Annotated in this window: 31 protein-coding genes; 8 read left to right on the top strand and 23 right to left on the bottom strand. The window is 40.5% G+C overall.

Features of this window, described 5'->3' with window-relative positions; genetic code table 11:
- Positions 1–321 precede the first annotated feature (321 nt).
- The 7 genes from FD725_RS15155 to FD725_RS15125 all read right to left on the bottom strand — a co-directional run bounded on the left by FD725_RS15155 (position 322) and on the right by FD725_RS15125 (position 6,371).
- The gene (locus FD725_RS15155; protein WP_179051553.1) at positions 322–1,347 is read right to left on the bottom strand and encodes a glucokinase; all 1,026 of its coding nucleotides are present in this window, start codon (positions 1,345–1,347) and stop codon (positions 322–324) included.
- A 178-nt stretch (positions 1,348–1,525) separates the two neighbouring features.
- Entirely contained in the window at positions 1,526–2,173 is a 648-nt protein-coding gene (locus FD725_RS15150; RefSeq protein ID WP_179048885.1) for a histidine phosphatase family protein, read from the bottom strand.
- 343 nt (positions 2,174–2,516) lie between these two features.
- On the bottom strand, positions 2,517–3,575 hold the full coding sequence (locus tag FD725_RS15145) for a sensor histidine kinase (RefSeq protein ID WP_179048884.1): 1,059 nt from the start codon (positions 3,573–3,575) through the stop codon (positions 2,517–2,519).
- 7 nt (positions 3,576–3,582) lie between these two features.
- On the bottom strand, positions 3,583–4,740 hold the full coding sequence (locus FD725_RS15140) for an FIST signal transduction protein (protein WP_179048883.1): 1,158 nt from the start codon (positions 4,738–4,740) through the stop codon (positions 3,583–3,585).
- Positions 4,741–4,942: 202 nt separating this feature from the next.
- Positions 4,943–5,437 carry a peptide-methionine (R)-S-oxide reductase MsrB gene (gene msrB, locus FD725_RS15135; RefSeq protein ID WP_179048882.1) on the bottom strand — a complete coding sequence of 165 codons (495 nt, stop codon included), beginning with the start codon at positions 5,435–5,437 and terminating at the stop codon, positions 4,943–4,945.
- Between the two features lie 29 nt (positions 5,438–5,466).
- Positions 5,467–5,652, bottom strand: a complete 186-nt coding sequence (locus FD725_RS15130; protein WP_179048881.1) for a hypothetical protein — start codon at positions 5,650–5,652, stop codon at positions 5,467–5,469.
- 80 nt (positions 5,653–5,732) lie between these two features.
- Complete coding sequence (locus FD725_RS15125) at positions 5,733–6,371, bottom strand: histidine phosphatase family protein (RefSeq protein ID WP_179048880.1); 639 nt, start codon at positions 6,369–6,371, stop codon at positions 5,733–5,735.
- Between the two features lie 149 nt (positions 6,372–6,520).
- Between FD725_RS15125 and FD725_RS15120 the strand changes: the two genes are divergently transcribed.
- Together FD725_RS15120 and FD725_RS15115 are read left to right on the top strand one after the other, a co-directional pair.
- A complete protein-coding gene (locus FD725_RS15120) occupies positions 6,521–7,924 on the top strand; it encodes a carotenoid oxygenase family protein (RefSeq protein WP_179048879.1) in 1,404 nt (467 codons plus the stop codon).
- Positions 7,925–7,962: 38 nt separating this feature from the next.
- Positions 7,963–8,610, top strand: coding sequence for a Uma2 family endonuclease (locus FD725_RS15115; protein ID WP_179048878.1), 648 nt, complete (start codon positions 7,963–7,965; stop codon positions 8,608–8,610).
- Between the two features lie 86 nt (positions 8,611–8,696).
- Here FD725_RS15115 and FD725_RS32500 read toward each other — a convergent pair whose 3' ends face one another.
- Positions 8,697–8,909: a hypothetical protein gene (locus tag FD725_RS32500; RefSeq protein ID WP_256871623.1), complete on the bottom strand. Its 213-nt coding sequence runs from the start codon at positions 8,907–8,909 to the stop codon at positions 8,697–8,699.
- Between FD725_RS32500 and FD725_RS15105 the strand changes: the two genes are divergently transcribed.
- Positions 8,892–9,809 carry a DUF4351 domain-containing protein gene (locus FD725_RS15105; protein ID WP_179048877.1) on the top strand — a complete coding sequence of 306 codons (918 nt, stop codon included), beginning with the start codon at positions 8,892–8,894 and terminating at the stop codon, positions 9,807–9,809. The two genes, FD725_RS32500 and FD725_RS15105, sit on opposite strands and share 18 nt — an antisense overlap.
- Here FD725_RS15105 and FD725_RS15100 read toward each other — a convergent pair.
- The 12 genes from FD725_RS15100 to FD725_RS32495 form a co-directional block, all read right to left on the bottom strand.
- Positions 9,781–9,966: a hypothetical protein gene (locus tag FD725_RS15100; protein ID WP_179048876.1), complete on the bottom strand. Its 186-nt coding sequence runs from the start codon at positions 9,964–9,966 to the stop codon at positions 9,781–9,783. The genes FD725_RS15105 and FD725_RS15100 overlap by 29 nt on opposite strands.
- A gap of 119 nt (positions 9,967–10,085) precedes the next feature.
- Complete coding sequence (gene arsC, locus FD725_RS15095) at positions 10,086–10,481, bottom strand: arsenate reductase, glutathione/glutaredoxin type (RefSeq protein WP_179048875.1); 396 nt, start codon at positions 10,479–10,481, stop codon at positions 10,086–10,088.
- On the bottom strand, positions 10,478–11,170 hold the full coding sequence (arsH, locus tag FD725_RS15090) for an arsenical resistance protein ArsH (RefSeq protein ID WP_179048874.1): 693 nt from the start codon (positions 11,168–11,170) through the stop codon (positions 10,478–10,480). Before arsH ends, arsC begins: the two co-directional genes overlap by 4 nt.
- 9 nt (positions 11,171–11,179) lie before the next feature.
- The gene (locus FD725_RS15085; RefSeq protein ID WP_179048873.1) at positions 11,180–11,875 is read right to left on the bottom strand and encodes an MIP/aquaporin family protein; all 696 of its coding nucleotides are present in this window, start codon (positions 11,873–11,875) and stop codon (positions 11,180–11,182) included.
- Positions 11,876–11,879: 4 nt separating this feature from the next.
- Entirely contained in the window at positions 11,880–12,938 is a 1,059-nt protein-coding gene (locus tag FD725_RS15080) for a PstS family phosphate ABC transporter substrate-binding protein (RefSeq protein WP_179048872.1), read from the bottom strand.
- Between the two features lie 117 nt (positions 12,939–13,055).
- A complete protein-coding gene (locus FD725_RS15075; protein ID WP_179048871.1) occupies positions 13,056–13,385 on the bottom strand; it encodes a helix-turn-helix transcriptional regulator in 330 nt (109 codons plus the stop codon).
- 100 nt (positions 13,386–13,485) lie between these two features.
- Positions 13,486–13,848 (bottom strand): aspartyl protease, encoded by a 363-nt coding sequence (locus FD725_RS15070; protein ID WP_179048870.1) that lies wholly within the window; start codon positions 13,846–13,848, stop codon positions 13,486–13,488.
- The gene (locus FD725_RS15065) at positions 13,845–14,162 is read right to left on the bottom strand and encodes a hypothetical protein (RefSeq protein ID WP_179048869.1); all 318 of its coding nucleotides are present in this window, start codon (positions 14,160–14,162) and stop codon (positions 13,845–13,847) included. The genes FD725_RS15070 and FD725_RS15065 overlap by 4 nt, the downstream gene beginning before the upstream one ends.
- Before the next feature lie 197 nt (positions 14,163–14,359).
- Entirely contained in the window at positions 14,360–15,145 is a 786-nt protein-coding gene (locus FD725_RS15060; protein ID WP_179048868.1) for a DUF4058 family protein, read from the bottom strand.
- Between the two features lie 3 nt (positions 15,146–15,148).
- Positions 15,149–16,369, bottom strand: a complete 1,221-nt coding sequence (locus FD725_RS15055; protein ID WP_179048867.1) for an aspartate aminotransferase — start codon at positions 16,367–16,369, stop codon at positions 15,149–15,151.
- Positions 16,366–17,556: an iron-containing alcohol dehydrogenase family protein gene (locus tag FD725_RS15050; protein ID WP_179048866.1), complete on the bottom strand. Its 1,191-nt coding sequence runs from the start codon at positions 17,554–17,556 to the stop codon at positions 16,366–16,368. The genes FD725_RS15055 and FD725_RS15050 overlap by 4 nt, the downstream gene beginning before the upstream one ends.
- Positions 17,557–17,649: 93 nt before the next feature.
- Positions 17,650–17,781 carry a hypothetical protein gene (locus tag FD725_RS32495; RefSeq protein ID WP_256871622.1) on the bottom strand — a complete coding sequence of 44 codons (132 nt, stop codon included), beginning with the start codon at positions 17,779–17,781 and terminating at the stop codon, positions 17,650–17,652.
- Between the two features lie 511 nt (positions 17,782–18,292).
- Here FD725_RS32495 and FD725_RS32980 point away from each other — a divergent pair.
- The 3 genes from FD725_RS32980 to FD725_RS15040 all read left to right on the top strand — a co-directional run bounded on the left by FD725_RS32980 (position 18,293) and on the right by FD725_RS15040 (position 19,001).
- Positions 18,293–18,418, top strand: a complete 126-nt coding sequence (locus tag FD725_RS32980) for a hypothetical protein (RefSeq protein WP_306296871.1) — start codon at positions 18,293–18,295, stop codon at positions 18,416–18,418.
- Positions 18,419–18,549: 131 nt separating this feature from the next.
- On the top strand, positions 18,550–18,717 hold the full coding sequence (locus tag FD725_RS32485; protein ID WP_256871621.1) for a DUF4258 domain-containing protein: 168 nt from the start codon (positions 18,550–18,552) through the stop codon (positions 18,715–18,717).
- An 89-nt stretch (positions 18,718–18,806) separates the two neighbouring features.
- Positions 18,807–19,001 (top strand): DUF2283 domain-containing protein, encoded by a 195-nt coding sequence (locus FD725_RS15040; RefSeq protein WP_179048865.1) that lies wholly within the window; start codon positions 18,807–18,809, stop codon positions 18,999–19,001.
- 248 nt (positions 19,002–19,249) lie between these two features.
- Here FD725_RS15040 and FD725_RS15035 read toward each other — a convergent pair whose 3' ends face one another.
- Positions 19,250–19,771, bottom strand: coding sequence for a Ycf51 family protein (locus tag FD725_RS15035; protein ID WP_179048864.1), 522 nt, complete (start codon positions 19,769–19,771; stop codon positions 19,250–19,252).
- A 192-nt stretch (positions 19,772–19,963) separates the two neighbouring features.
- Here FD725_RS15035 and FD725_RS15030 point away from each other — a divergent pair, with 192 nt between their 5' ends.
- Both FD725_RS15030 and folB read left to right on the top strand, forming a co-directional pair.
- On the top strand, positions 19,964–20,986 hold the full coding sequence (locus FD725_RS15030; protein ID WP_179048863.1) for a 1-acyl-sn-glycerol-3-phosphate acyltransferase: 1,023 nt from the start codon (positions 19,964–19,966) through the stop codon (positions 20,984–20,986).
- A gap of 1 nt (position 20,987) precedes the next feature.
- Positions 20,988–21,356, top strand: coding sequence for a dihydroneopterin aldolase (folB, locus tag FD725_RS15025; RefSeq protein WP_179048862.1), 369 nt, complete (start codon positions 20,988–20,990; stop codon positions 21,354–21,356).
- Between the two features lie 15 nt (positions 21,357–21,371).
- On the opposite strand, the gene FD725_RS15020 is transcribed toward folB, so the two are convergent.
- Both FD725_RS15020 and FD725_RS15015 read right to left on the bottom strand, forming a co-directional pair.
- Entirely contained in the window at positions 21,372–21,863 is a 492-nt protein-coding gene (locus tag FD725_RS15020) for a hypothetical protein (RefSeq protein WP_179048861.1), read from the bottom strand.
- Complete coding sequence (locus FD725_RS15015; protein ID WP_179048860.1) at positions 21,860–22,969, bottom strand: AAA family ATPase; 1,110 nt, start codon at positions 22,967–22,969, stop codon at positions 21,860–21,862. Before FD725_RS15015 ends, FD725_RS15020 begins: the two co-directional genes overlap by 4 nt.
- Between the last annotated feature and the right edge of the window lie 273 nt (positions 22,970–23,242).

Genomic DNA, 23,242 nt, shown 5'->3' with positions numbered 1-23,242 from the left:
CAGTCAAGATAATTGAATCAGCGTTAACTGATAACTGATAACTGATTTAGATCCCCCACCATACGCCGTTAGGACTCTTCACTGATAACTGATAACTGATTTAATGGGAGTGAAGGGGATCTAAAAATGCCTAAAGTTACAGCGAAATACTTCTCCCACAACCTCTCATACCATTTTACGTTAATCATGATACACATGAATTATGTAGAGACGTTGCAATGCAACGTCTCTACTGTTTCACATTTAAAGAAAATTGGTATCAGATCCCCAGTCATTTGATGCCAAAAAATACAAGTAACTCGCGCAGGGATTCCCTGGGGATTATAACCTAGCAGCACACAAAGCAGCACCAATTAGCCCTACTTGCGGGTTAAGAATAATATGTATAGGAATTTCTTCTAGTAGAGGACGCATTCTGCCTTTTTGGCTGAAATTTAACAAGAAGTTGCCGTTTTGTAGTAAGGGCAAGATTTTTGAGGCAATACCACCAGCAAGATATAAACCGCCATAGGGTAGGAGTTTAAGCGCTAAATTTCCCGCTTCTGCACCGTAAGCATCGATAAATATTTGCAAAGCTTGTTCAGAAAGGCGATCGCTTCCTTGGACTGCGGCTTTACCAATAGCTGCACCAGGATCGACGCTTTTTTCTGCTTGTCCGGCTTCTTGTTCCCAAGTACGGACGATGTGAGCAATTTCTGGTGATTCGGTAGCGAGTTTGCGATCGCGTAAAAATTGGTAAATTGCGACAATTCCCTGTCCGGAAACTACCCGTTCCACAGATACACGCTGGATGTCATGTTTATCCAACAGATATTTTAATAGCTGAAACTCTAACTCGTTGCGGGGGGCAAAATCAGCGTGTCCACCTTCCGAGGGAAAAACTTGATAGTGATTTCCTTGTTTAATTAACAATCCTTGTCCTAAACCAGTACCAGCGCCAATAATCGCAATCGGTGCTTCTAGTTTATGTTTACCAACCTGCAAAGTCAGTAAGTCTTTCTTGCTTAAACCAAAGATGCCATATCCTACCGCCGCAAAGTCATTAATTAGGGAAATTAAAGGAATCCCCAATTCTTGCGCCAAACGCTCAGTATCCAAAAACCAAGCTAAATTTGTCAACTTAGCTGTATTATCCACCACCGGGCCAGCGATCGCAAAACAAGCCTTCTGAGGCGTTGGTGTATCAGCTTTGACTAAAAACTGCTGTACCATCGGGACTAAATCAGGAAAATCCCCACTATGGTACGTCTCCTCAAAAATAGTGTGTAATACCTGTGAATCAGATATTTCCACCAATCGCAAAATAGTCTTAGTCCCGCCAATGTCTCCTGCTAATAACAAAGTCATAATTTCTCGGTAAATTAGTGAGTAATTGGTCAATGGTCAATGGTCAATGGTCATTAGTCATTAGTCAATGGTCATTAGTCAATGGTCATTAGTCAATGGTCATTAGTTATTATTACTCACTCAGCACTCAGCACTCTCTCACTCCCTCAATCCCTCACTCCCTCACTCAGCACTCATATTATGCAAATCTGATGACTTCTTCTATTTCACTTAAGTGAGAAGTATCTCCTTTTAGTTCTAGCAACCATTCGGGGTTGTGGCGTACTACCTTGACTAGGGAGCATAAAGAAGCTTTAACTTCTGTTTTGGCAATTTCTCCGACTAAACCCATTGCTGCCCCTAGTACAGAAGCGCCATGTGCCACTAACAGAATATGATCTGGAAAGAAATCTGCTGCCAAGCATCTGGCTGTTTGTCCAGAACGCGCTCTTACTTGTTCATGAGTTTCGGGATATTTGGCAGCAATTTGTGCTGTATAACTGGTATCAATTCTGGGGAATAATTCTTTTAAGGCTGGGGTAGAGAGTCTTTCTGGTTCTTCTGTCATCCAAGCAGGGTTCAACCATTCACTCAAACCTGTTTCTAGTTTAATAGGCAAATCCAATACCTCAGCGACTGCATTAGCTGTTTGTACGGTTCGCAGGAAAGGAGAAGCAAAAATGTGAGCAATTTTTTCTCCTTGTAAACGTCGTGCTAGTTGTTTTGTTTGAACGATCCCATCATCAGATAAGGGTGGATCGTAACGTCGTTGTGCGGTGAGAAACCAATCGGGATTAACAAAGTCGAGGCGGTTGGCGTGTCTTGCGATCCAGACTATTTGACTCATGGGTTTGGTGATTCAGTCGCATTCAATTTGCATCTATACGCAAGATAGACAGCAAAAAAAATAAGTAGCAAACCCAATATATTACGAAACTTGTACTAACTTATAGGAGGGGATAGGGGATAGGGGATAGGTGACAGGTGACAGGGGATAGGGGATAGGCTTGAAAGTTGTTTGGTGTATGGGTTGTATTAACTATGTTCGGTTTATGTCCTAATACCAATTCTCAAAAACTTGGCAACAGATTAAAACTCGGAAAACTATACACAATCTGGATTTATTAATTACGTAGCTTGCTTCTCGCCTTTGGCGAGTATTACGTAGGCGCAAGCCTTCCCGTAGGGTATTACGAATTTTGCTTGATAGGAATTTGGATGACAAACTCCGTTCCTTCTGTTGGCGTTGAGGAAAACTCGAATTTACCACTGTGTTTTTCGGTGATGATTTGATAGCTGATAGCCATTCCCATACCTGTCCCCTTACCAACGGGTTTGGTGGTAAAAAATGGGTCGAAAATCTGTTTTTGAATTGATTCGGGGATACCAGTTCCATTGTCAGCGATCGCAATTTTCACCCACTGGGAATCAACAGTAGACGTATAAATGCGAATTTGTGGATTAATCAAAAGTGGCAAATTCTGAACTATTGCCTCTTCTAAAGCATCAATTGCATTGGCGAGAATATTCATAAACACTTGGTTCATCTGTCCGGCATAACATTCGACAGAGGGTAAATGACCATAATCTTTGATTACCTGAATCCCTGGACTTTTGTCAGTAGGTTTGAGACGATGCTGCAAAATCAACAAAGTATTATCAATCCCTTCATGTATATCTACCGCTTTAAATTCGCTTTCATCTAGGCGGGAAAAATTTCGCAGTGACAAGACAATATCTCGAATACGTTCTGTGCCTATATTCATTGAGTCTAATACCTTGACTGCATCTTGTGCCAAAAACTCTAAATCGATGGTTTGGTGTTCTACATCAATTTCGGCAGGTGGGTTGGGGAAATAATGCTGATATAAATGAATGAGTCGCAGCAAGTCATCGGTATATTGCCGAACATGACTGAGATTGCCGTGAATAAAATTGACAGGATTGTTGATTTCGTGAGCAATACCAGCTACCATTTGACCCAAAGCTGACATTTTCTCACTTTGAATGATCTGAGCTTGCATTGTATGCAAACTATTTAACGTATTTTCTAATTCTTGGCTGCGCTGTTCCAAGTTTTTCTGCGAGTCTTCCAATTCAAAAATTACTTGCTTGAGTAAAAATTCCTTAGTTGTCATGTCTGTCTCTAGCTGACGGCGTTCATTTTCGCAGCGTTCTAGTTTTTTCCGCAAGATGCGGTTGATTTTTTCTAAATCTTGAGTCTGTATGCCATTGTCTTGCTTATCCATGGAATAATCAGGTTGTTCCCAATAACAGTGTGACAAACGTCTTGTTATGAAATTGTGTTTGCCCTCTGTCTACTAAAGGCGCAATTTCACCGTAAGCATAGAACCCACAACAAGGCAATGCTTTGGGTAAATGAGTTTGGACAAGCCGATACTCTTGTTTGGCAAAAGTTCCTAAAATTCGCCGTCGGGCTGCACAGGAAATTAATATGGCGGCTGTTGGTTCCACACCCGGATAATGGGCGAAAGCATTTTTTAGGGATACTTCTGATGCTGCTAAAATATTGTCACGAGTCGCATCAGTAATCTGGACAACTGCTTGTTCAGGAATATCTGAGAAAAATGTCACACTCCCAGAAATTTGATCGTAGGCGTTGGGCGCACGCATATAGAAATGGTCTTCATCTTCAAAAACTGCGAGAGCATGAATAGCATAGTTTGCCGCAAAACCTTCTACACCGAGATAGTGTTGGTAGAAATCTAACGCACGCTGTCCATCAATTTCATAGACTATGTTGCCATCGACTTTTGTGACACGGCTACGTTGACTGATGGGACTCCAACCACTAGCTACACCGGAGGAGAATAGTAGTTTACCAGAGAACAGTAACACTGGTACTGCATCGCTTAATACTTCATTCTGGAAAAATTGGTAAGTTTTTGCAAAAGTATAGTCATCGGCAGCCATGCCCCCAATAATAGGAACATGATCTCCCAAACTTTGTTTTAAACCCTCTAAAATCAATACTCCATTACTAGTCAGACTATCAGGAAATGTGAGACATAGTTGTGGTGGGGATGTACTCTTGGCAGTGGCTTGGGCGATCGCTTGTTGGGCTGCTAGGGCTGGATCTTTCGATGCTTCTCGGCCTACACCTGAGTAAATTTCCACCTCATCCGCAGCAAATAGCATTAAAGCTACAGAATCTTGCTGAAACTCCATAATTGAAGAGATTTCCCCATTTGTCGTCCCGCCAATTAACTCAATTCCCGGATAAGTATCTTGGATAGTTTGCAAAATTAACTTGTGATCAAAGTCTATGGCGGTAAACAAGAGTCCAGCTTGCGGAATTGTGCCAGCAAGGGAATCACTACATTGCTGAAGCACTTCAGCGATCGCATTTTCAGAATCGGGATCGTCACTATGACCAACAACAACTCGCAGCACAGCCACCTCATTGTAAGTTTAAGCATCAGTGTGCTAATTCTTCCGAAAGCACTCTACAACCTACAATTAGATTTCCCAATTCTTTGAGCTAAATCTCATTTCCCGCAAATGTTGTGCTAATTAGTCATAGCTTACCATCAGTACTTGCTTTAATCTGGGGGGTGGGGAATGACAATTTTCCACTCCCTACTCCCCAGATCATTTATGCAGGCACAAAGTTTAACGATACACCATTCATACAGTAGCGCTTACCTGTGGGTGCAGGGCCATCATCAAAAACATGACCGAGATGTCCGCCACAACGGCTGCAATGTACTTCAATTCTGGTCATGAAAAAAGACTTATCTACAGTAGTACCAATTGCACCCTCAATGGGAGTGAAAAAACTAGGCCAGCCAGTACCACTGTTAAATTTGGTGTCTGATGTAAACAAAGGCTGTCCGCAAGCAGCACAGACATAAGTACCCTCAGCATACTGTTTATCCAGTGGACTAGTAAAAGCCCTTTCCGTTCCATGTTGCCGCAATACACGAAACTGTTCTGGGGTTAAAATTGTTTGCCATTCTTTCTCAGGCTTGGTAATTTCAAATTTAGTATTAGAAGCTGCCATGATGCTTGACCTTTGTAAAATATGGGGTGCGAACAAAACTGTGCCAACCAATGCAGCACCAGTTTGTAAAAAATAGCGCTTGTTCATATATCTATTATTTTCTATTTTTTACTTAACTATCCCATCAGCTGTTGTTGGGATTCCTCTACCTCAACTCCCAGAGTCACCCATTTTTCTGAACCAACTGTGATGAACTGATGAAAATCAGCTAAGAATTGGATAAAACCAAAGCCGAATTTCTCACGAAATTGATCAAACCGTAGTCCAGAGGCTGTAGGGGCAAGTTCAAAAATATACTGCAATCATTCACGAATATCTCGTGAACCTGTCTCTACCGTTTTGTGAGAAATGCCGGAAAAGCCTACTGTGAATTTTGCATTGTTCAAGTACCTGGCAAATTTCGCAAACGTTCATCTAAATGAGTCCGTTCAGCTAAAGTTTTTAAAATTGGGCCATGAGTAGTAAATTCTACCAAACTCACGGAACCAACAGGACATCCCAAACGATAACGAAAACGTCCTACATCAATTCCTAACAAACTACACAGGATAATTCTAATAGTAGCTTTATGGGCAACCACTAAAACATTACCACTACTATAAAGATGTTTAATTTCTTCAATCACATTCATAGCACGAGAAGCAATTGTAATTGCCATTTCGCCATCAGTGGGAGCATACCAAGCTGGATCAGCAGACCAGCGAATATAATCATCATGGTATTCCACATTGACTTGTTCTGGAGTTTTTCCTTCCCATTTACCGTAATTAATTTCTTTTAAACCATCTCGTAGTTCTGGTTGCATTCCTATTGCTTCACACAAAGGTTTAGCTGTGTCGATAGTGCGCTGCATGGGACTACAAAAAATTGCTGTCCAAGGAATAGAACTATAGGCAGATGCAAAGGCTTTTGCCATTTCTAAGCCTTCTAGAGTCAGTTGAGAATCAATGGAACCACAAAATGAATTTTTCCGACTACAATCTGTCTGTCCGTGACGCAGCAAATAAAGATTTAGACTCACAGTTAATCCTCATTGATTTTCAAGAATATCCATACTCAGAGGTAAATCAAAATAGTCGATATCTGTGGTGTTTTACTGGCGGATAGGGAATTACAATTTAAGCGATCGCTAATATCATAAATGAATCACTCGCTTCTCGACTCGATACCATGACGACCACAGCAGTCAATCCCTATCTGGATGGTAATTTTGCCCCTGTTAAGGCAGAAATCACTACCGAGACTCTCAAAGTTATCGGGGAAATCCCACCTACATTATCAGGTATGTTTGTCCGTAATGGCCCCAATCCCCATTGGCAACCCATTGGTCAATATCATTGGTTTGATGGGGATGGAATGTTGCATGGTGTCAGAATCGGTCATAATCAAGCCAGCTATCGCAATCGCTACGTCCGTACTCAAAGATGGCAAAGAGAAAATCAGGCTGGTAAAGCTATCTGGACTGGTTTGATGGAACCACCGCAGCCAGAACTCCCTAGTCACAACACTGGTAATACAGCTTTAATCTGGCACGCGGGACAATTATTCGCACTGTGGGAAGGTGGCGCACCTCATGCAATTAAAGTACCTGAGTTAGACACTATAGGGGAGTATATCTACAACGGTAAACTAGCTTCTGCCTTTACTGCTCATCCTAAAGTAGATCCCATCACAGGCGAAATGATGTTTTTTGGTTACTCATTCGCGCCACCATACTTACATTACAGCGTAGTTTCTGTCACTGGGGAATTAGTCAGCACAGTACCGATTGATTTACCGATGAGTGTGATGATGCACGACTTTGCCATCACTGAGAACTATACAATTTTTATGGATTTGCCCCTAACTTTTAATCCAGAACGGATACAAACAGGGAAACCCATGTTGATGTTTGAGAGCGATCGCTCTAGTCGCTTCGGTATTTTACCCCGTCATGGTAACAACAGTAATATTCGCTGGTTTGAAACTCCCTCTTGTTATATCTTTCATACCCTCAACGCCTATGAAGATCAAGACGAGGTAGTATTAATTGCTTGTCGCATGAGTTCCACTACTGTTTTAGGTTCTCCAGATGCCAAACTAGACTCACAAGCAGATACCCCCCGCTTACATCGCTGGCGGTTTAATTTAACCACTGGGAAAGTTGCGGAAGAAATGCTGGATGATGTCGCTTCAGAATTTCCCCGCATTAATGAGAACTTTTTAGGACAACCAAACCAATATGGTTACACTGGCAAAATGGCAAAAAGTTCTCTACCTTTGTTCGATGGCATCATTAAATATGACTTCCGCAATGGTAAATCTCAAACTCATGAATACGGAAGAGAACGCTACGGTGGCGAACCTGTATTTGTGCCAAATCCTAGTAGCACAGCAGAGGATGATGGCTGGTTGGTTACTTATGTTTATGATACTGCTGAAGATTGTTCAGAATTAGTGATAATTAATGCTCAAGATGTGACTAGTGAAGCGATCGCACGAATCTTAATTCCTCAGCGCATACCCTATGGTTTTCATGGTGCTTGGATCTCTGAAGAACAGTTAAATTTTCGCAGCCTATCAACTGATTTGTAGTAACCTAAATTTATCCTAAATTTTTTGGAATAGCAGCGATGTTATTAGAATTAAATCGCATCTATGTTCCACCTGGGCAAACAGTATTGTTGCGGGATGTCACTTGGCAGGAATTGGAAACAATTCTCGAAGAATTAGGAGAACATCGCGCAGCACGTATTGCTTATGACAAGGGAATACTAGAAATTATGGCTCCATTGCCAGAACATGAAGATGATAAAGAAATTATTGGGGATTTAGTTAAAGCATTTTTGGAAGAATTAGATATTGAATTTAGATGCTTAGGTTCTACTACTTTCAAAAATCAAGCAATGGCGCAAGGGATCGAGCCTGATCAGTGTTTTTATATTAAAAATGAATCTAAAATTCGCGGTAAAAACAGACTGGATTTAACAGTAGATCCTCCGCCAGATTTAGCTTTAGAGATTGATATTACTTCTCGTACTCATCCTCATATTTACCAAGCGCTAAAAGTGCCGGAACTTTGGCAATTTGCCAGAGGTAAACTAAAAATTAATATTTTACAAGATGGTGTATACGTGGAGTCTCCAGAAAGTTTAAATTTTCCTGGATTAACTTTGATTGATATCATTCCCCAGTATCTTGAGCAAAGTAAAATTATCGGTAGAAATGCAACTTTGAGAGCTTTTCGTCTGTGGGTAAGACAGCAAATACAACAGTTATGAATTAATGTTGGCTATTTGAGATAAAAATTAGAATTTCCGTGCAATAGAACAATTAGAAGCGCTGGGGGAAGCATTGTTGGATTTGGCTACAATGATGGATTTAGAAGCTTGGTTAAGTCAACAACAAACAAAAAATCAGTAAATTTATTCCCGACTAATCCGAAGAACTCCAATTCAATTGATGAGCGTAGGCTTTGCTCGTTGTACATATCGCCTACTATTTGGTTGTAGGCGATCGCTTTGGTAAAATAACAGATAATCTCTCTGACTAAACCAAATGAATGACAAGATTCATCCATGATCAATTCTCCAAAGACTACTTAGAAGAACTTCTAAAACCCTATGGCAAAATCCAAGCACCAAGTCGAGTAGCAGCAGAAGTCAAAGAAATCGACGTATTATTCACCCCAATTCCCACACAAACAGCTAATTTAGCCACATTGGGAATATTGGGAAAAATGGCGACAACACCAGCCATATTTGAACCATTCCGCAACCCCGCATCCATAGATGAAATCAACGATTGTATCTCCAAACTCTCAGAAGTAAAAAGCGCAATGCAGCGAGAAGCCAAGCGCAATAAAATTAAAATCCCAGAAACAGAAATACCTCAACTATGGATACTCACACCCACCGCCTCCAAAAATATAATTTCTGGGTTTAGTGCAGTGATAAAATTAGACTGGATAGAGGGAGTGTACTTTTTACCGAAGCATTTACGCACAGCCATAGTAGCAATTCATCAGCTACCTCGTACTTCCCAAACCCTGTGGCTGAGATTGCTAGGGCGTGGTAGAGTACAGCGACAAGCGATCGATGAATTAACCGCACTACCAGCCGATCATCCCTTTGTCCGAGTGACGCTAGAATTACTTTATAGCCTGCAACAAAATTTGCGAATCAATCAAAATATCGAAATAGAGGATCGGGAGTTAGTGATGAGATTAGCGCCACTGTATCAGCAAGACAGAGAAAAAGCTAGACAGGAAGGTTTAGAGCAAGGTTTACAGCAAGGAGAACAACAGCTAATTCTGCGGTTGTTAAATCGACGATTGGGAAACATAGATGTATCTCTCATCGAACAAATTCAAAAATTATCAATCGAACAATTAGAAGCGCTGGGAGAAGCATTGTTGGATTTTGCTACAATCATGGATTTAGAAGCTTGGTTCAGTCAACAACAAACAAAAAATCAGTAAATTTATTCCCGACTAATCCGAAGAACTTCAATTCAATTGATGAGCGTAAGCTTTGCCTGTAGTAGAGATCGCCTACTATTTGGATATAGGCGATCGCTTTGGGAGAATAATCAATAATATCCCTATCCGAATCCAATGAATAACAAGATTCATCCATGCTCAATAGTTAGGAAATGCAGATGTTTCTGATGATTTAATTGGTGCTGTTGCCCATAAATCTGGGTGGAATTCAACAGCAACCTTTGATAAAAACTCAGAGGTGAAAAGAGATTGAATTTACTGGAGTAAAGCAATTAATTTCACCACTCTTTCTTTTACTTCATCACGAACACGGCGAAAAGTTTCGATAGAGTGTCCTTCGGGATCATCTAGTTGCCAATCTTCAAACACTTCTCTTAACACCCAAGGTTCTGGTAAATTCACACCACAACCACACAAAGAAATCACCGCATCATAATCTTCAGAATTAAACTCACTCAAGGCTTTGGAAGTTTGGTTACTAATATCAATACCAATTTCTGACATAACTTGTACAGTAATGGGATCGACTTCACTCGATGCTAAACCAGAACTAGAAACAGCAACTTTACCTGCTCCTAAGACTTTGGTAAATCCCTCTGCCATTTGGGAACGGCGAGAATTTTTCTTGCAGACAAACATGATTTTTTTCATGATTTTTGGTTGTTAATAATTGGCAAACTTTGAACTACATTCACTTCCAAAGCCCGATTTGCTACCTCAGCAGTGGCTTTTGCTGCTTTTTCTTTACGTTCACTGTAGCGGTCGGTTAAATAATCAACTTGGTCACGCAACAGCAGGGTAAACTTATAGAGTTCTTCCATGACATCCACTACGCGATCGCGGTAAGATGAATCCTTCATCGTTCCGTCTTCGTTAAACTCTTGATATGCTTTTGCCACGGAAGACTGATTGGGAATGGTAAACATTCGCATCCATCGTCCCAAAATCCGCAACGTGTTTACAGCATTAAAAGACTGAGAACCACCACTGACTTGCATCACTGCTAAAGTTCTCCCTTGAGTCGGTCTAACTGCACCTAAACTCAAAGGAATCCAGTCAATTTGGTTTTTCATAATCCCAGTAATAGTACCGTGCATCTCAGGTGAAGACCATACTTGACCCTCAGACCACATACTCAATTCCCTCAATTCTTGTACCTTGGGATGGCTATCTGGCACACTTCCATGTATCGGTAATTCACGGGGGTCAAAAAACTTCACTTCAGCACCAAATTCGGTGATAATTCTGGCAGCTTCTTCTGCTAATAAGCGGCTATAGGAACGTTCTCGCAAAGAACCATATAAAAATAAAATTCTGGGTGGATGATCAAAAGAAGTCATGGAAATCTCTTATTCCTTAAAATCCCGAAAACCGTTGGAAAGTTGCCGATAAACGATGACGGCTAATTGCGCGCCGATAATTGGTGCAAGCCAGTAAACCCAGTGATGTTGCCAAATTCCGCCGATAAAAGCGGGACCAAAGGAACGGGCGGGATTCATACTTGCACCTGTAATTGGCCCCATAAATGCGGCTTCTACTCCTACTGTTAAACCAATTGCTAACCCAGCAAAACCTATGGGTGCGCGTCTATCTAATCCAGAACCTAAAATCACAAACATCAAAATGAAGGTGAGAACAGTTTCTAAGACGAAAGATTGCCACCAGTTATTATTTAGTGGCAAAGTTGCGCCTAAATTGGCAACTCGTCCTAGACTAATTAGGAGTAGTGCAGAAGCAGCGATCGCCCCGACTAATTGTGCCAATATATACGGTATAACTCGTCGCCTGGGGAAAAAGCCCGCCGTCCAAAATGCCATTGTCACTGATGGGTTGAAGTGTGCGCCGCTAATATGACCGAGACTGTAAATTAACGCAGCCACAATAGCACCAAATACTAAACTGATACCCAGATGGGTGATAGCACCGTTACTTATTTTGTTCACCATGACTGCACCAGTCCCAGCAAACACTAAAATAAATGTGCCGATCGCTTCTGCTAGCATCTCTCGTCGATATTGGGCAACTTCTTTAATCAATGACTTCATTAATTTAAAACTGCTTTTGTTTGCGTAATAATTCCCCAATTGTTAAATCAAACTGGGCTTTGCCAGCAAATACTGTTCCGGCTTTACCCTGGTTTAAATGCACATAATCAATGTGGTAAGCTTCTGCGGGTAAAGGCACATAGCCGACAGAACTCACAGTTTTTGGTGCTTGTTTCACGTAGAAATCGACAAACTGATATACTGCACTTTTATGTTGTGCTGACCAGGGATTGACGTAGATAAATAAAGGTCGAGAAAGTGGCTGATATTGAGATTTTTCTACAGTTGCTCGTGATGGTAAGATTGCACCTTTACCACTATCTACTGGTAGCGCTTTTAATTTACCTTGGTTTTCTTCATAATAAGCATAGCCAAAGTAACCCAAAGCATTGGGGTCTTTGCTGATACTTGCAACTAAGACATCATCATCTTCACTCGCTGTATAGTCGTTACGGCTAGCTTTGGCTTTACCTGTAACCGCTTCTGTAAAATAGTCGAATGTCCCAGATTGTTTACCCGCACCATATAAGTTTAGTGGCCGATCTGGCCATGAGGCTCTTACTTGGTTCCACCGGGTAATTTTTCCTTCTGCTCCAGGCTCCCATATTTTTTTCAATTCTGCAACTGTAATGTCTTTTGCCCAATTGTTTTCTGGGTTTACCGCAATAGTCAGGGCATCAAAAGCTACAGGCAACTCTATATACCTGATGCCATTACGATTACAATCTGCCATCTCTGCTTGAGAAATTGGGCGAGAAGCATTGTTGATGTCTATTTTCCCAGTACAAAATTTAGTAAAACCGCCACCAGTACCGGAAAAATTCACTTCAACTTGGGTATTATTCTTAGAGTTGGCTTGGAAGTCTTTAGCGATCGCCTGGGAAATCGGGTAGACTGTACTTGAGCCATCAATCGTTACTTTTGTTACTTGGTTTTTATTCGCCGCTTCGGCTGCTTTTGGTGATTGCTGAGTTTGAGTTGAGGTATTAGCTGTAGAGGTACAACCAGTTACCACAGCGAAAATCCCCAGCGCTAGAGCCAATTTTTCTGCTATTGCTTTCATTGACTGCACCTTGAGGGGGTGATATTAAAAGTATACCTCTATCATTTCAAAAAAAATTGATATGTCAATTACTAGAAAGTTAATATACACAAAAATTCATCAAAAAAAGTTGATGTATTAGGAAACCTGATTGCAAGAAGGTGCAGACAATATTTGTCCTAAGTGCTGGTAATCTGTCAAATACTTTTCCAATACAGCAAATTGCGGCAAATTCAGGCTGTAATAAATCCAACGCCCTTCTTGGCGGGAGTTAACTAAGTTGGCTTCCTTGAGAGTTTTCAGGTGAAAAGACAGTTTAGACTGACTTACCCCCAAAGCGTCGCATAAGTCGCAGACACATAATTCTCGCTGGCGCAGTAATTCAAGTACATTAATTCTGATGGGATCAGAAAGAGCATGGAAACCAGCAGCAATCGACTGGGAAGTAGTAATATAAGGAGTGAGCATTAACTTAACCTTATTTCAGCAACGCTATAAATCTTGCTGTATTCACAGATTAACTCATACTAGCGATCGCTTGTCGTCAGAAATGCCAGATATTTTATATCTAATCTAATGTAACTCTATTTTGACTATAATCAGCAACTAAAATAAACGATTTCAACCATCGAGAACCTAATAAAAATTCCTGTATTTCATCTCCAGCAAATACAGGAATTTCCAATTCTTGATTATCTATGATGACTCTACCGCTATAAACATCAAATTCAGTTTCTCCTTGAGCAGTTCTTAATTTATCTTGATTTAAAAACTGCCAATCAAGACTCTCTACATCTTGTTTATTCATAGCTAGAAACTCAGTAAATCCTGTATCTAACATTGTTTCTACAGGAAAACCCAAACCATCACCGCCAATTAAATCTATCTCAAAATAAATTTGTCCATATTCTCCAAATCTTCCCTCAATCATATTCTGCCACTTACACCTGTTTCATTAATGCCAAAAATATGATGAATCACATGAGGGTGTTTTTCTCTAGCCATTTTACTGGCTACTTCTTTATCTTGATCAATAAAATAATCGCCGCTATTAGGTTCAATGGCAATATACCAACCATAATATTTATTTAGTATTTCTGGTTTTAACCTCTCAAAAATCGCCCAACAACGCTCATAAAATGCTTGTCTTCTGGCTCTATCTTCAGCTTTTTGGGCTTGAGTCCATTGAATTTCCGGGAATAATCTTCCACGTCTCACAATTCTTTCTGGTGAAGAATGTGTCATAATTTTTTACTAATGGAAATTTATTTTTCATATTCTATTGTAAAGCGATCGCCTCGAAGCTAGTGCGATAATTCTATATAATCTTCTCATGAAGGGTAGTTATGGTAGAGTCAATAGAGTATAAAAATTGGCATTATATACTAAAATCAACGAAGTGTTAGGCAAGGTGTAAGCACGGTAACGCATCTGCAAATATCCTATCTTAACCCTTGTTCTCGCAACAATGTATCCGCCCAAGCGGCATCAGCTTCTGACAATGCGGGAACTGGTTGATGACTATAATCTACAATCAAATCATAGTCATAAATATCATATACCTGAGTAAACAAAGCTTGTAAATCTATGACTAGTTCGTTGTCACCAGAACGTAAAGGTAGAGGAAAAGCTGGAATTTTATCTGGTAAATTGAAAGCGTATAAATCAGCCACAGGACGACGATTTCCAGGGCAAACCAAAATTCGATAATTGCTCTGAATCTTATTACCAAACATCGGCATCGGTTTACCTTGACGTAATAAATCAATTTCCACTAAATTTGTTTGACTACCTAAAACTTGTTCCCGTTTTTTTTCATAAACTTTCCTACCTTTACCGGGACGTTTATTAGTAGGAGAAAGAATTTCTATTGTAGTAATTAACTGTTCTGTCCCAACTTCTTTGACTTCTAAATATCCTTCTTTAATAGTTATAGGGATTGGTACTGTAACTTTTACAGGTGCAACTGATGGGGCGGCAACTGCTACATTTGTAGTGTTGGCATCACTGACATTTTGGCGAGTTTTTACCATGACATCAGGAATGCCAACAATTAGGGAACTATCATCTGCGGTTTCATACATCCGCACTTCCACCGCGACGCGATATTTAGGACGCAATTGTGGAGACAAAAACCTCGCAATCTCACTAATTAATAAGTGATGTAATCCAGGAAATAACTCAGGGTGTTCTAAATATGGGTTCATTCCTGGAAATATCGAAGGCATGGTTTAGACTCCTAATTCGGAACCAACAATAGCAGTTTCGGGTTGATAACGGATACCAGCTTGCTTCATCCGATGCAAAGCTTCACCTAAGCGATCGCAATCTGCGATTAAACTGATTCTGACATATCCTTCACCTGCCACACCAAAGGCATTACCAGGAGTGACAACAACGCCTGTATTTTGCAACAAATCCAGAGCAAAATCTGTCGAACCTGTACCCAGAGGACATTTTATCCACAAATACATTGTCGCTTTGGTTTTGGGGATATCCCAACCCAACTGTCCTAAACCTTGAATCAGAAAATCACGGCGGGTGCGGTAGCGTTGCTGTACCTCATGTAGATAAATATCGGGTAGTTGCAAGGCTGTCTCGGCGGCTGTTTGCAAAGCGGCAAAAATGCCGTAATCTAAGTTGGTTTTCAGTGTCCGTAAGCCTTGAATCACATGGCTATTGCCCACAACGAAACCGACACGCCAGCCAGCCATATTGTAAGTTTTCGATAAGGTGTGGAACTCCACGCCAATATCTTTTGCCCCAGGAATTTCTAGTAAGCTGGTGGGTTGATAACCATCAAAAGCTAACTCGGCATAACATAAGTCATGCACCAAAAGAATTTCGTACTTTCTGGCAAAGGCGACGATTTCCTCAAAAAATTCTCTAGGTGCGGTGGCGGCGGTGGGGTTGCTGGGATAGTTGAAATAGAGTATCTTGGCTTGTCTAGCTACCTCGTCGGGAATGGCGGCTAAATCAATTAACCAATCATTCTCTGGTTTGAGAATCAAGCTGTGGACTTTCCCCCCAGCAATTACAGGGCCACGAAAATGGGCAGGGTAGGCGGGAGAAGGAACCAGTACCACATCACCGGGGTTGATGTAGGCGATCGCTAAATGGGATAATCCTTCTTTAGAACCCAATAGGGGTAAAGCTTCACTGTCAGGATCTAGCACCACTCCATAGCGACGCTTATACCAATTGGTAATGGCACGACGGAAGCTAGCTGTACCCTCAAACGGGGGATAACCGTGATTGGCGGGATCTTGCAATGCTTTGATAGCTGCTTCCACCACTGGTTGTGGTGTTGCCCCATCAGGGTTTCCCATCCCTAAATCAATTAAATCAATTCCTTGCTCCCTGGCCTTAGCTTTTAATTCGTCGAGACGGGCAAATACATAAGGTGGTAGTTGCTGTATTCTACTTGCTGGGGTAATCCAATCCAAACTCATTCCTCAACCTCGTCACTTATTCCCCTGGTGGAGACACGATTAACCAAGTCTCTACTATCTGTTGGTGCAGTAGTAGAAACCATCGCCGCCATCAATTGTTCTAATGCAACTTTGAATGGTAGTCGATGAATGTCAGATTGAGGTGCTAAAGCGATTTCGGCGGCTGTTTGTAACTCGCCCAGGGTAATATTACCCAACCCCAAATCTCCTAATTTTTGTGGCAGTCCAATCTCTGCGTAAAACTTTAATAATTGTTGCCGGGCTGTGAGTGCAAGTTGATTTCCCTGTACCATTTCTTCTAAACGCAGTTGCACTAAAATCCCGTAGGCGACTTTTTCGCCGTGGATGCTATTGTGTCCAGCGATATGAGTTAAACCATTGTGGACTGCATGGGCTGCCACAGTCCGACATTGTGCGCCACCCAAGCCACCAATTACTCCAGCTAGTAAGACAGTAGCATCCACAACTTCTTGCCAAACTTCACTGCCTGGTTGCTGTATGGCGGCAGTTGACTTTTGGAATAAAATATCGCGTAATATCCTGGCTTGTTGGACTGCGGCAATAATTAAAGTCTGCGGCAAATGTCCGCTACTAACTGAGGCTTCGTACCATTTAGCGATCGCATCCCCAATTCCTGCTACTAATGTATGTGGTGGTGCAGTTTGAATTAAATTGTAGTCAAGGATGAGTAAATCGGGACAGCGAGACAAAGCCACATCATAGAGAAAAGCACCTGCCTCAGAATACACATTCGATAAAGCAGTCCATGCTGCACAAGTAGCCGCCGAGGTGGGAATTGTCACTACAGGTAACTGCGACTGATGAGCAACTAATTTAGCTGTATCCAAGGCTTTACCACCACCCAAGCCAATAATCACATCAGCTTTATGTTCCTTAGCTAACTTCCTCAGAGATTTTAAACCAGTCTCAGCACAATCTGCACCATAGGCAGCCTGAGCAAAATGCAAATTTTGGTTAGCTAAAATTGGCTGAAGAATTTCTTGACTAATGGTCATGGTACTATTACCTGCCACAATCAAAGGACGATCGCCCAATTTGGCAATTTCTCCTACTGCCGCCTGTAAGATATCAGAACCACGGATAACTTTAGCTGGGGCAACAGCGAGAGTAAGTAATGAGTTAGGAGTTTGAGTAGACAAGGTTTGATTAGATAGTTGATTAGACATATACTCTAGTGTGCCAAACCCTTGATGTTTCTTAATAAAATTAAACTTAAAGTAATTGTAAATTGTATAGGCATAGCCCGACGCAGGGATCGCTTACGAACCTGACCAATCATACACACCACGTCTAGTATTGAGTGTGGGGATAATTTGCTGGTATTGCTCTTTCTCCATATATTCCGAACTATCAAAGTTTTGAATAACCGTATAGTTTATTAACAATACCACTGTCAGAATGCTCAGTAAACTTAAATATGAGACAGTCTCATCCATCAACTAAGCTAATGAATGACACCGTAATTAAATTAATGTACATGATATCTTAATCTAAAATTAATAAATATTGTATATCTAAATACAAAAAATCACGTTTTCTTGATTTTCAGAGATGACTACGGGAAAAATCAGTATTCATCGTTTGTTTGATTCTCTCAGACTCAAGGCGATAGTCTTAGCGTAGAATGACTGTATTGAATCAGGATTGCGATCGCTATAGCGGTATTCACTTGAATGAGATACAGAATTGACCACAAAACTCATACACTAATAGACTTTCAAGCCTGTTCTCTGTTTCCTGTTTCCTGCTATATGACTGCAACCACCAAGAAATAAATTATCCCAAATTAACTTGTGGGTAGGGTGCGTCAGTGCGCGAAAACCTCGCTAGATCGAGAAATTATTCATACTGACGCACCCTAAATTTCTGTTTATTGAGAAAATATCTATTAAGCTGAAGATTTTGGCAATTGGGCAAACTTTTCGGGATAGATTTCCACGGCTAACTGGTTATCTTGACGATTGGCTAGCGATCGCCTCACCTCTCCCAGGTAAACTGGTATGGAAAGCCCTGGTTGTGGATGTATGAGAGTCCGTACTAAAATTCTATGATTGTATCTTGCTTTTTATAGCTTGACCGTAATAAATCATTCACGAAAAGCCATCGTGACAAATTCTGACAAAACCGTAAACTTACTGAACATAAGCGATGGTTTTTAAATGGAATACAAAATTTCTCGTCACGCACAAACTGAAATAGCAAGAAGAAAGATTCCTCTTTCTCTCGTTGAATCTGTTTTGGATAATCCTCAACAAGTTTTACTCGAAAGAGAATCCCAGAAAGTATATCAATCAAAAGTTGACTTTGGTAACGGTAAAATATTCTGACTGCGTGTTATTGTCGCAGATGATGTTGAACCTAAAGTTGTCATAACTGTTTATAGAACTAGCAAAATTGAAAAATACTGGAGCGAATTATGAAGATTACTTATGACCCAGAAGTTGATGTTTTAAGAATTATTTTTAGTAATGTGCAAATTGAAGAAAGTGATGAAGAAAAACCAGGAATAATTTTAGACTATGACGGAGATGGAAATATTATAGGACTAGAAATAATAGATGCCTCTAAACGTGTAGACAATCCTTGTTCAGTTGAATATTCAGTTAGTTGATTCAGTTAGTCGGTTAAATGGATACTGCGTTGAGATAGATAGATTAATCATTGAGTGTATCTGAAATACTATCTCAAAAAGAATGAAGAAAATAGGGATCAGCTTTATTTGATGTAGCTAATTTAGAAGCATAGTTAAATTATCAATCAAAAAATTAAACTGTTAGCAACAAGTGGATTGTGCTTCAGACTTATCCGAGAATTAGGTTTTGATATTAATGACGGATAAGTCTATTGAGAAAATATTTATTAAGCTGAAGATTTTGGCAATTGAGCAAACTTTTCGGGATAGATTTCCACGACTAACTGGTTATCTTGACGATTGGCTAGCGATCGCCTCACCTCTCCCAGGTAAACTGGTATGGATAGCCCTGGTTGTGGATGTATCAAAGTCCGCGCCCGAACAGTTAACTTATCGTCTCCCCCTCTCCCCGAACGCCCGAAAGAATAGAGATTACTAGCCGCTTGGCGTAGCGTTGCTTCCACTTGTGTTGGGGAAATTTGCGGTGATGTGGCAATGACGGCTTGGTTAGCACCATCATCGTAAACTAGAGTATACTTCACAGCCCCCGGAATGACAGTGCGACTCAAAGGAACTATTGATAGGGCAAATAAACCACCAGTCAGCACCAACATAAAGCCAGTTGTACCCACTAGCCGAAAGCGAATGCCCCATTTGAACAGAAATGCTAGTATTGCCAAAGCAGCAAACACTAAAGTTGCAATACCAGACCATTGAGTATATTTGAAAAATTCAGCCGTTGTGAGCATACAAATTGGCTACTTGGGTGTTTTTACTTTAATACTGACATCATCATTTTACCTGGGAGTAGGGCATTAGGCTGAGGACAGAGAAAAATCATCATAATGTAGTAATTTTTACGTCTTCAGTCAGATACCAATGATAAATTAATCAAGCTATGATGCCTGATTGATATAACTCATACTATTTATTTAGTAGTTGTGATTCCTCAATATTCTGAAAACTTGATACATCCCCAAGGAGAAAAACCACTAAGCCAAGCATATAAATTTAGTTGGTTTGATTGGTTTTGTTTGTGGTATCCGCCCGGCTGGCTGATTTTATTTAACCGCCACTGGCAACATTACCATAAAGATCCCGACGGTTGGCACTGGCTAGAATACTTCCTATTTTTAATTCCTGGGGGGTTTTATCTAGCATTTTTTTGCCGATGGTTGCGTCTAGGTTGTCGTGCGCCGAGAACCGAAGTTGAGGAATTTAACCCCAACTATCAACAAGCATTTAGGGAAGAAATTTTAGCACCCATTGTCAAATATTATTTTCGTGGGGAATTACAACAAGTTGAAAATTTACCATCCACAACCCCTGTGATGATAGTGATGAATCATGCGGGGATGTGTTTTCCTTGGGACTTTATTAGTTTGGGCTATTTATTGGGTGAAGCACGAGATTGGGTGGTGCAACCCCTAGCAGGTGTATCATTATTTGAACATCCTTGGATGGTTTGGTGGTTACCACCTAAATGGTCGCAGGTTTTAGGTGCTGTGAGGGCAGAATTAAGCGATTTTGAAGCAGCCGTAGCTCAGGGTAAAATCCTGTTGTATGCACCGGAAGGTTTACGAGGCCCTCTCAAGGGATGGCAAAAACGTTATCAGTTGCAAAAATTTGATCTCAGCTTTTTGCAGTTGAGCGATCGCTATCATATCCCGATTCTGCCGGTTGTTTGCCTTGGTAGTGAGTCTTTACATCCGTGGACAATTAACCTGCAAAAATTACAAAGGTTTTTTCAGTTACCCTTTTTACCCATCTCACCTTTAATCTTTCTACTCATACTATTTCCCTCAATGGGAGTTTGGGCAATGAGAACGCGCTTGCATTATTTTATTGGGCCTGTGGAAAATGAGATAAATCTCAGTCAAGAACGCGCTGCCATTTATCGGCAAGCACAACAATTTCGAGATAAAATGCAAAGCCGAATTACTCAATTGTTGCTGCAAAAATAAGATGGACTGCATTCATTTAACAGGAATTCGCTGCTATGGCTATACTGGTTTTTTACCAGAGGAGCAGATACTAGGACAATGGTTTGAGGTGGATGTAACCTTATGGTTGGATCTGTCTACAGCTGCCAAGACTGATGCGATCGCTGATACTCTTGATTATCGCAGTGTTATTAACTTGATACAAGACTTGGTGAAGACGGCTAAGTTTGCTTTGATTGAACGTTTAGCGGGTGCGATCGCTGATGCCATTATCCAACAAAGCACTCAAGTCACACAAGTCAAAGTCATTGTCACCAAACCAGCCGCACCCATTCCCGATTTTGGCGGGAAAATTAGCATTGAATTGACTAGAGATAAATCTGAACTTTAAAATTCCCCAAAATTATCACAAATTAAACAGAAATGGTTTGACACAGACAACCATACGCTCTAATTCTGTTTTGTTGTGTTTGAGAAGATTATGTCCCCATAATTCATTTGTATTATCGGCGCAATCTTTTGCTAAAGATTCTCCAATATTTTCAAAACTCTTGTTAATATCTCCCTTTAAACGTTCTGGTTCAGATAGCACTCCAATCACGAACACTCTATCAATTAAATCTGTGGGAATCTTACTCTGTACATAACTCAATCGCTGACCCTGCTGATCATCAAAATCAATCAGCAAAACCATCATCCTTTTTGTATATAGTCGCATTTCAGGAATATGATCTTCCGTAAATTTCTCTACAACTTTTACCCAACCACGAGCAGGTGGCAGAACTTGAATAGCACGGCCGTTAAGGTTTAAATTAAGGATAAATCCATTGGCAATCTGGCGATTAGCATCGTCTTCTGGCAATACAAAAACGCAGGGTTGATACCTATTCACGCTCATATTTCTATATCGTCACGAATTAAGGTATCTACAAGATCACCTGGAACAGATATATCACTGAGCAGTCTAACTAAAGTTGGTTCTAAATGGTTTGCTCGATGAAGAACTAAGGTATTTTCATCTGAAAATTTTCGGATTGCTTCAGGATTATGAGAGGTTACTAAAATTTGACCACTATGCCTAAATGAGCGTCGGAGTGATGTAACAAAATGACCAATTTCCGATAGGGAAAGATAGTTATCTGGCTCATCCCAGAAGCAAAAAAGTGGCCCATAGAATTTGTTAGCAGCTAATACGACAGCGCAGAGAAAAAAGCATTTTTCGCCATCAGATAAATCTTTAAAATCAATACTCAGATTTGCATTATTTGCTTCAAACCGAACAATCATGCTTTTAGCGTCTTTGCCGATTTGTTCATTCAGAAAATCCTGAATGTCAGGCATAACTTCTCGAAGATATTTGTCAACCTGTGTGTAAGCAGCAGGATAACGACTAAGTAACCCAGAAATCCATTCTCCGAAGTTTGAACCATCTCGTTTTGGTTCCAATGTTTCCCCATTGGATTCTCCAGTCATTAAGCTGGGAATTGGGGCTAAAATGATCATCCGAGCCAGCCAAGTTTTAAAAATCCGTAGTGGATCAGTTTCTGATTGCTCCTGTATGACTGGTAAAGCAACAAGATGCCAATCCACAAGAAATTGAGCTTCACGGTTTTGTGGACTGTTGTGAAGAGTGACTTGAGCTTCTCTTCTAGAGTAGATTGGATCTCCCGAAACTAGGAGTTGCTCTTCAAAAACTCGTAGCTCTTTAAATTTTTCTGGTAACTCAAAGGCAAGAATATATTTGTATAAGTTATTGTTCAATAATACTTCTATTTCTAAGCGGATCGGCACATTAGACCTACCACAAACGAAATCTTTTGATTGAACAAGTTGTCCAACTCTATTAATCCCTCTACCAACAGACTGAAGTACCTCTAATACAATGGCAATAGTTGATTTACCTGCACCGTTTTTCCCAATTAACAGAGCAGATGACATCCCCTTTATTGTCAATTCAAAGTTTTCTAGGCATCTAAAGTTGTTTACATATAGTCTTTGGAGCATAGGAAAACAATTCCTAAGAATGGAAAGTAAACGAGCTTAAGTTTTTCAATGTTCAGACTTTGCTGTGAATACTCACGGCGGAAGCCTAAATTTATTGATAGGGATTTCCCTGTTTCCTGTTATTTTGACACCTTATCTCTGGTGGTTTGTCATCCAGAGTTTTTGGTTTGTGGGGTTAGATTATCCCTCAGTATTGTAATACAATATATGCATGAATATTTAAGTTGTACAGATTTTAAGATACATATAGTAGATAATGCTCATCATACGTAT

The sequence above is a fragment of the Nostoc sp. TCL26-01 genome, from assembly GCF_013393945.1.
Classification (GTDB): Bacteria; Cyanobacteriota; Cyanobacteriia; order Cyanobacteriales; family Nostocaceae; genus Trichormus.
Note: the sequence above shows the minus strand (reverse complement) of the source record. Positions and strands in the feature narration are given on the sequence as shown.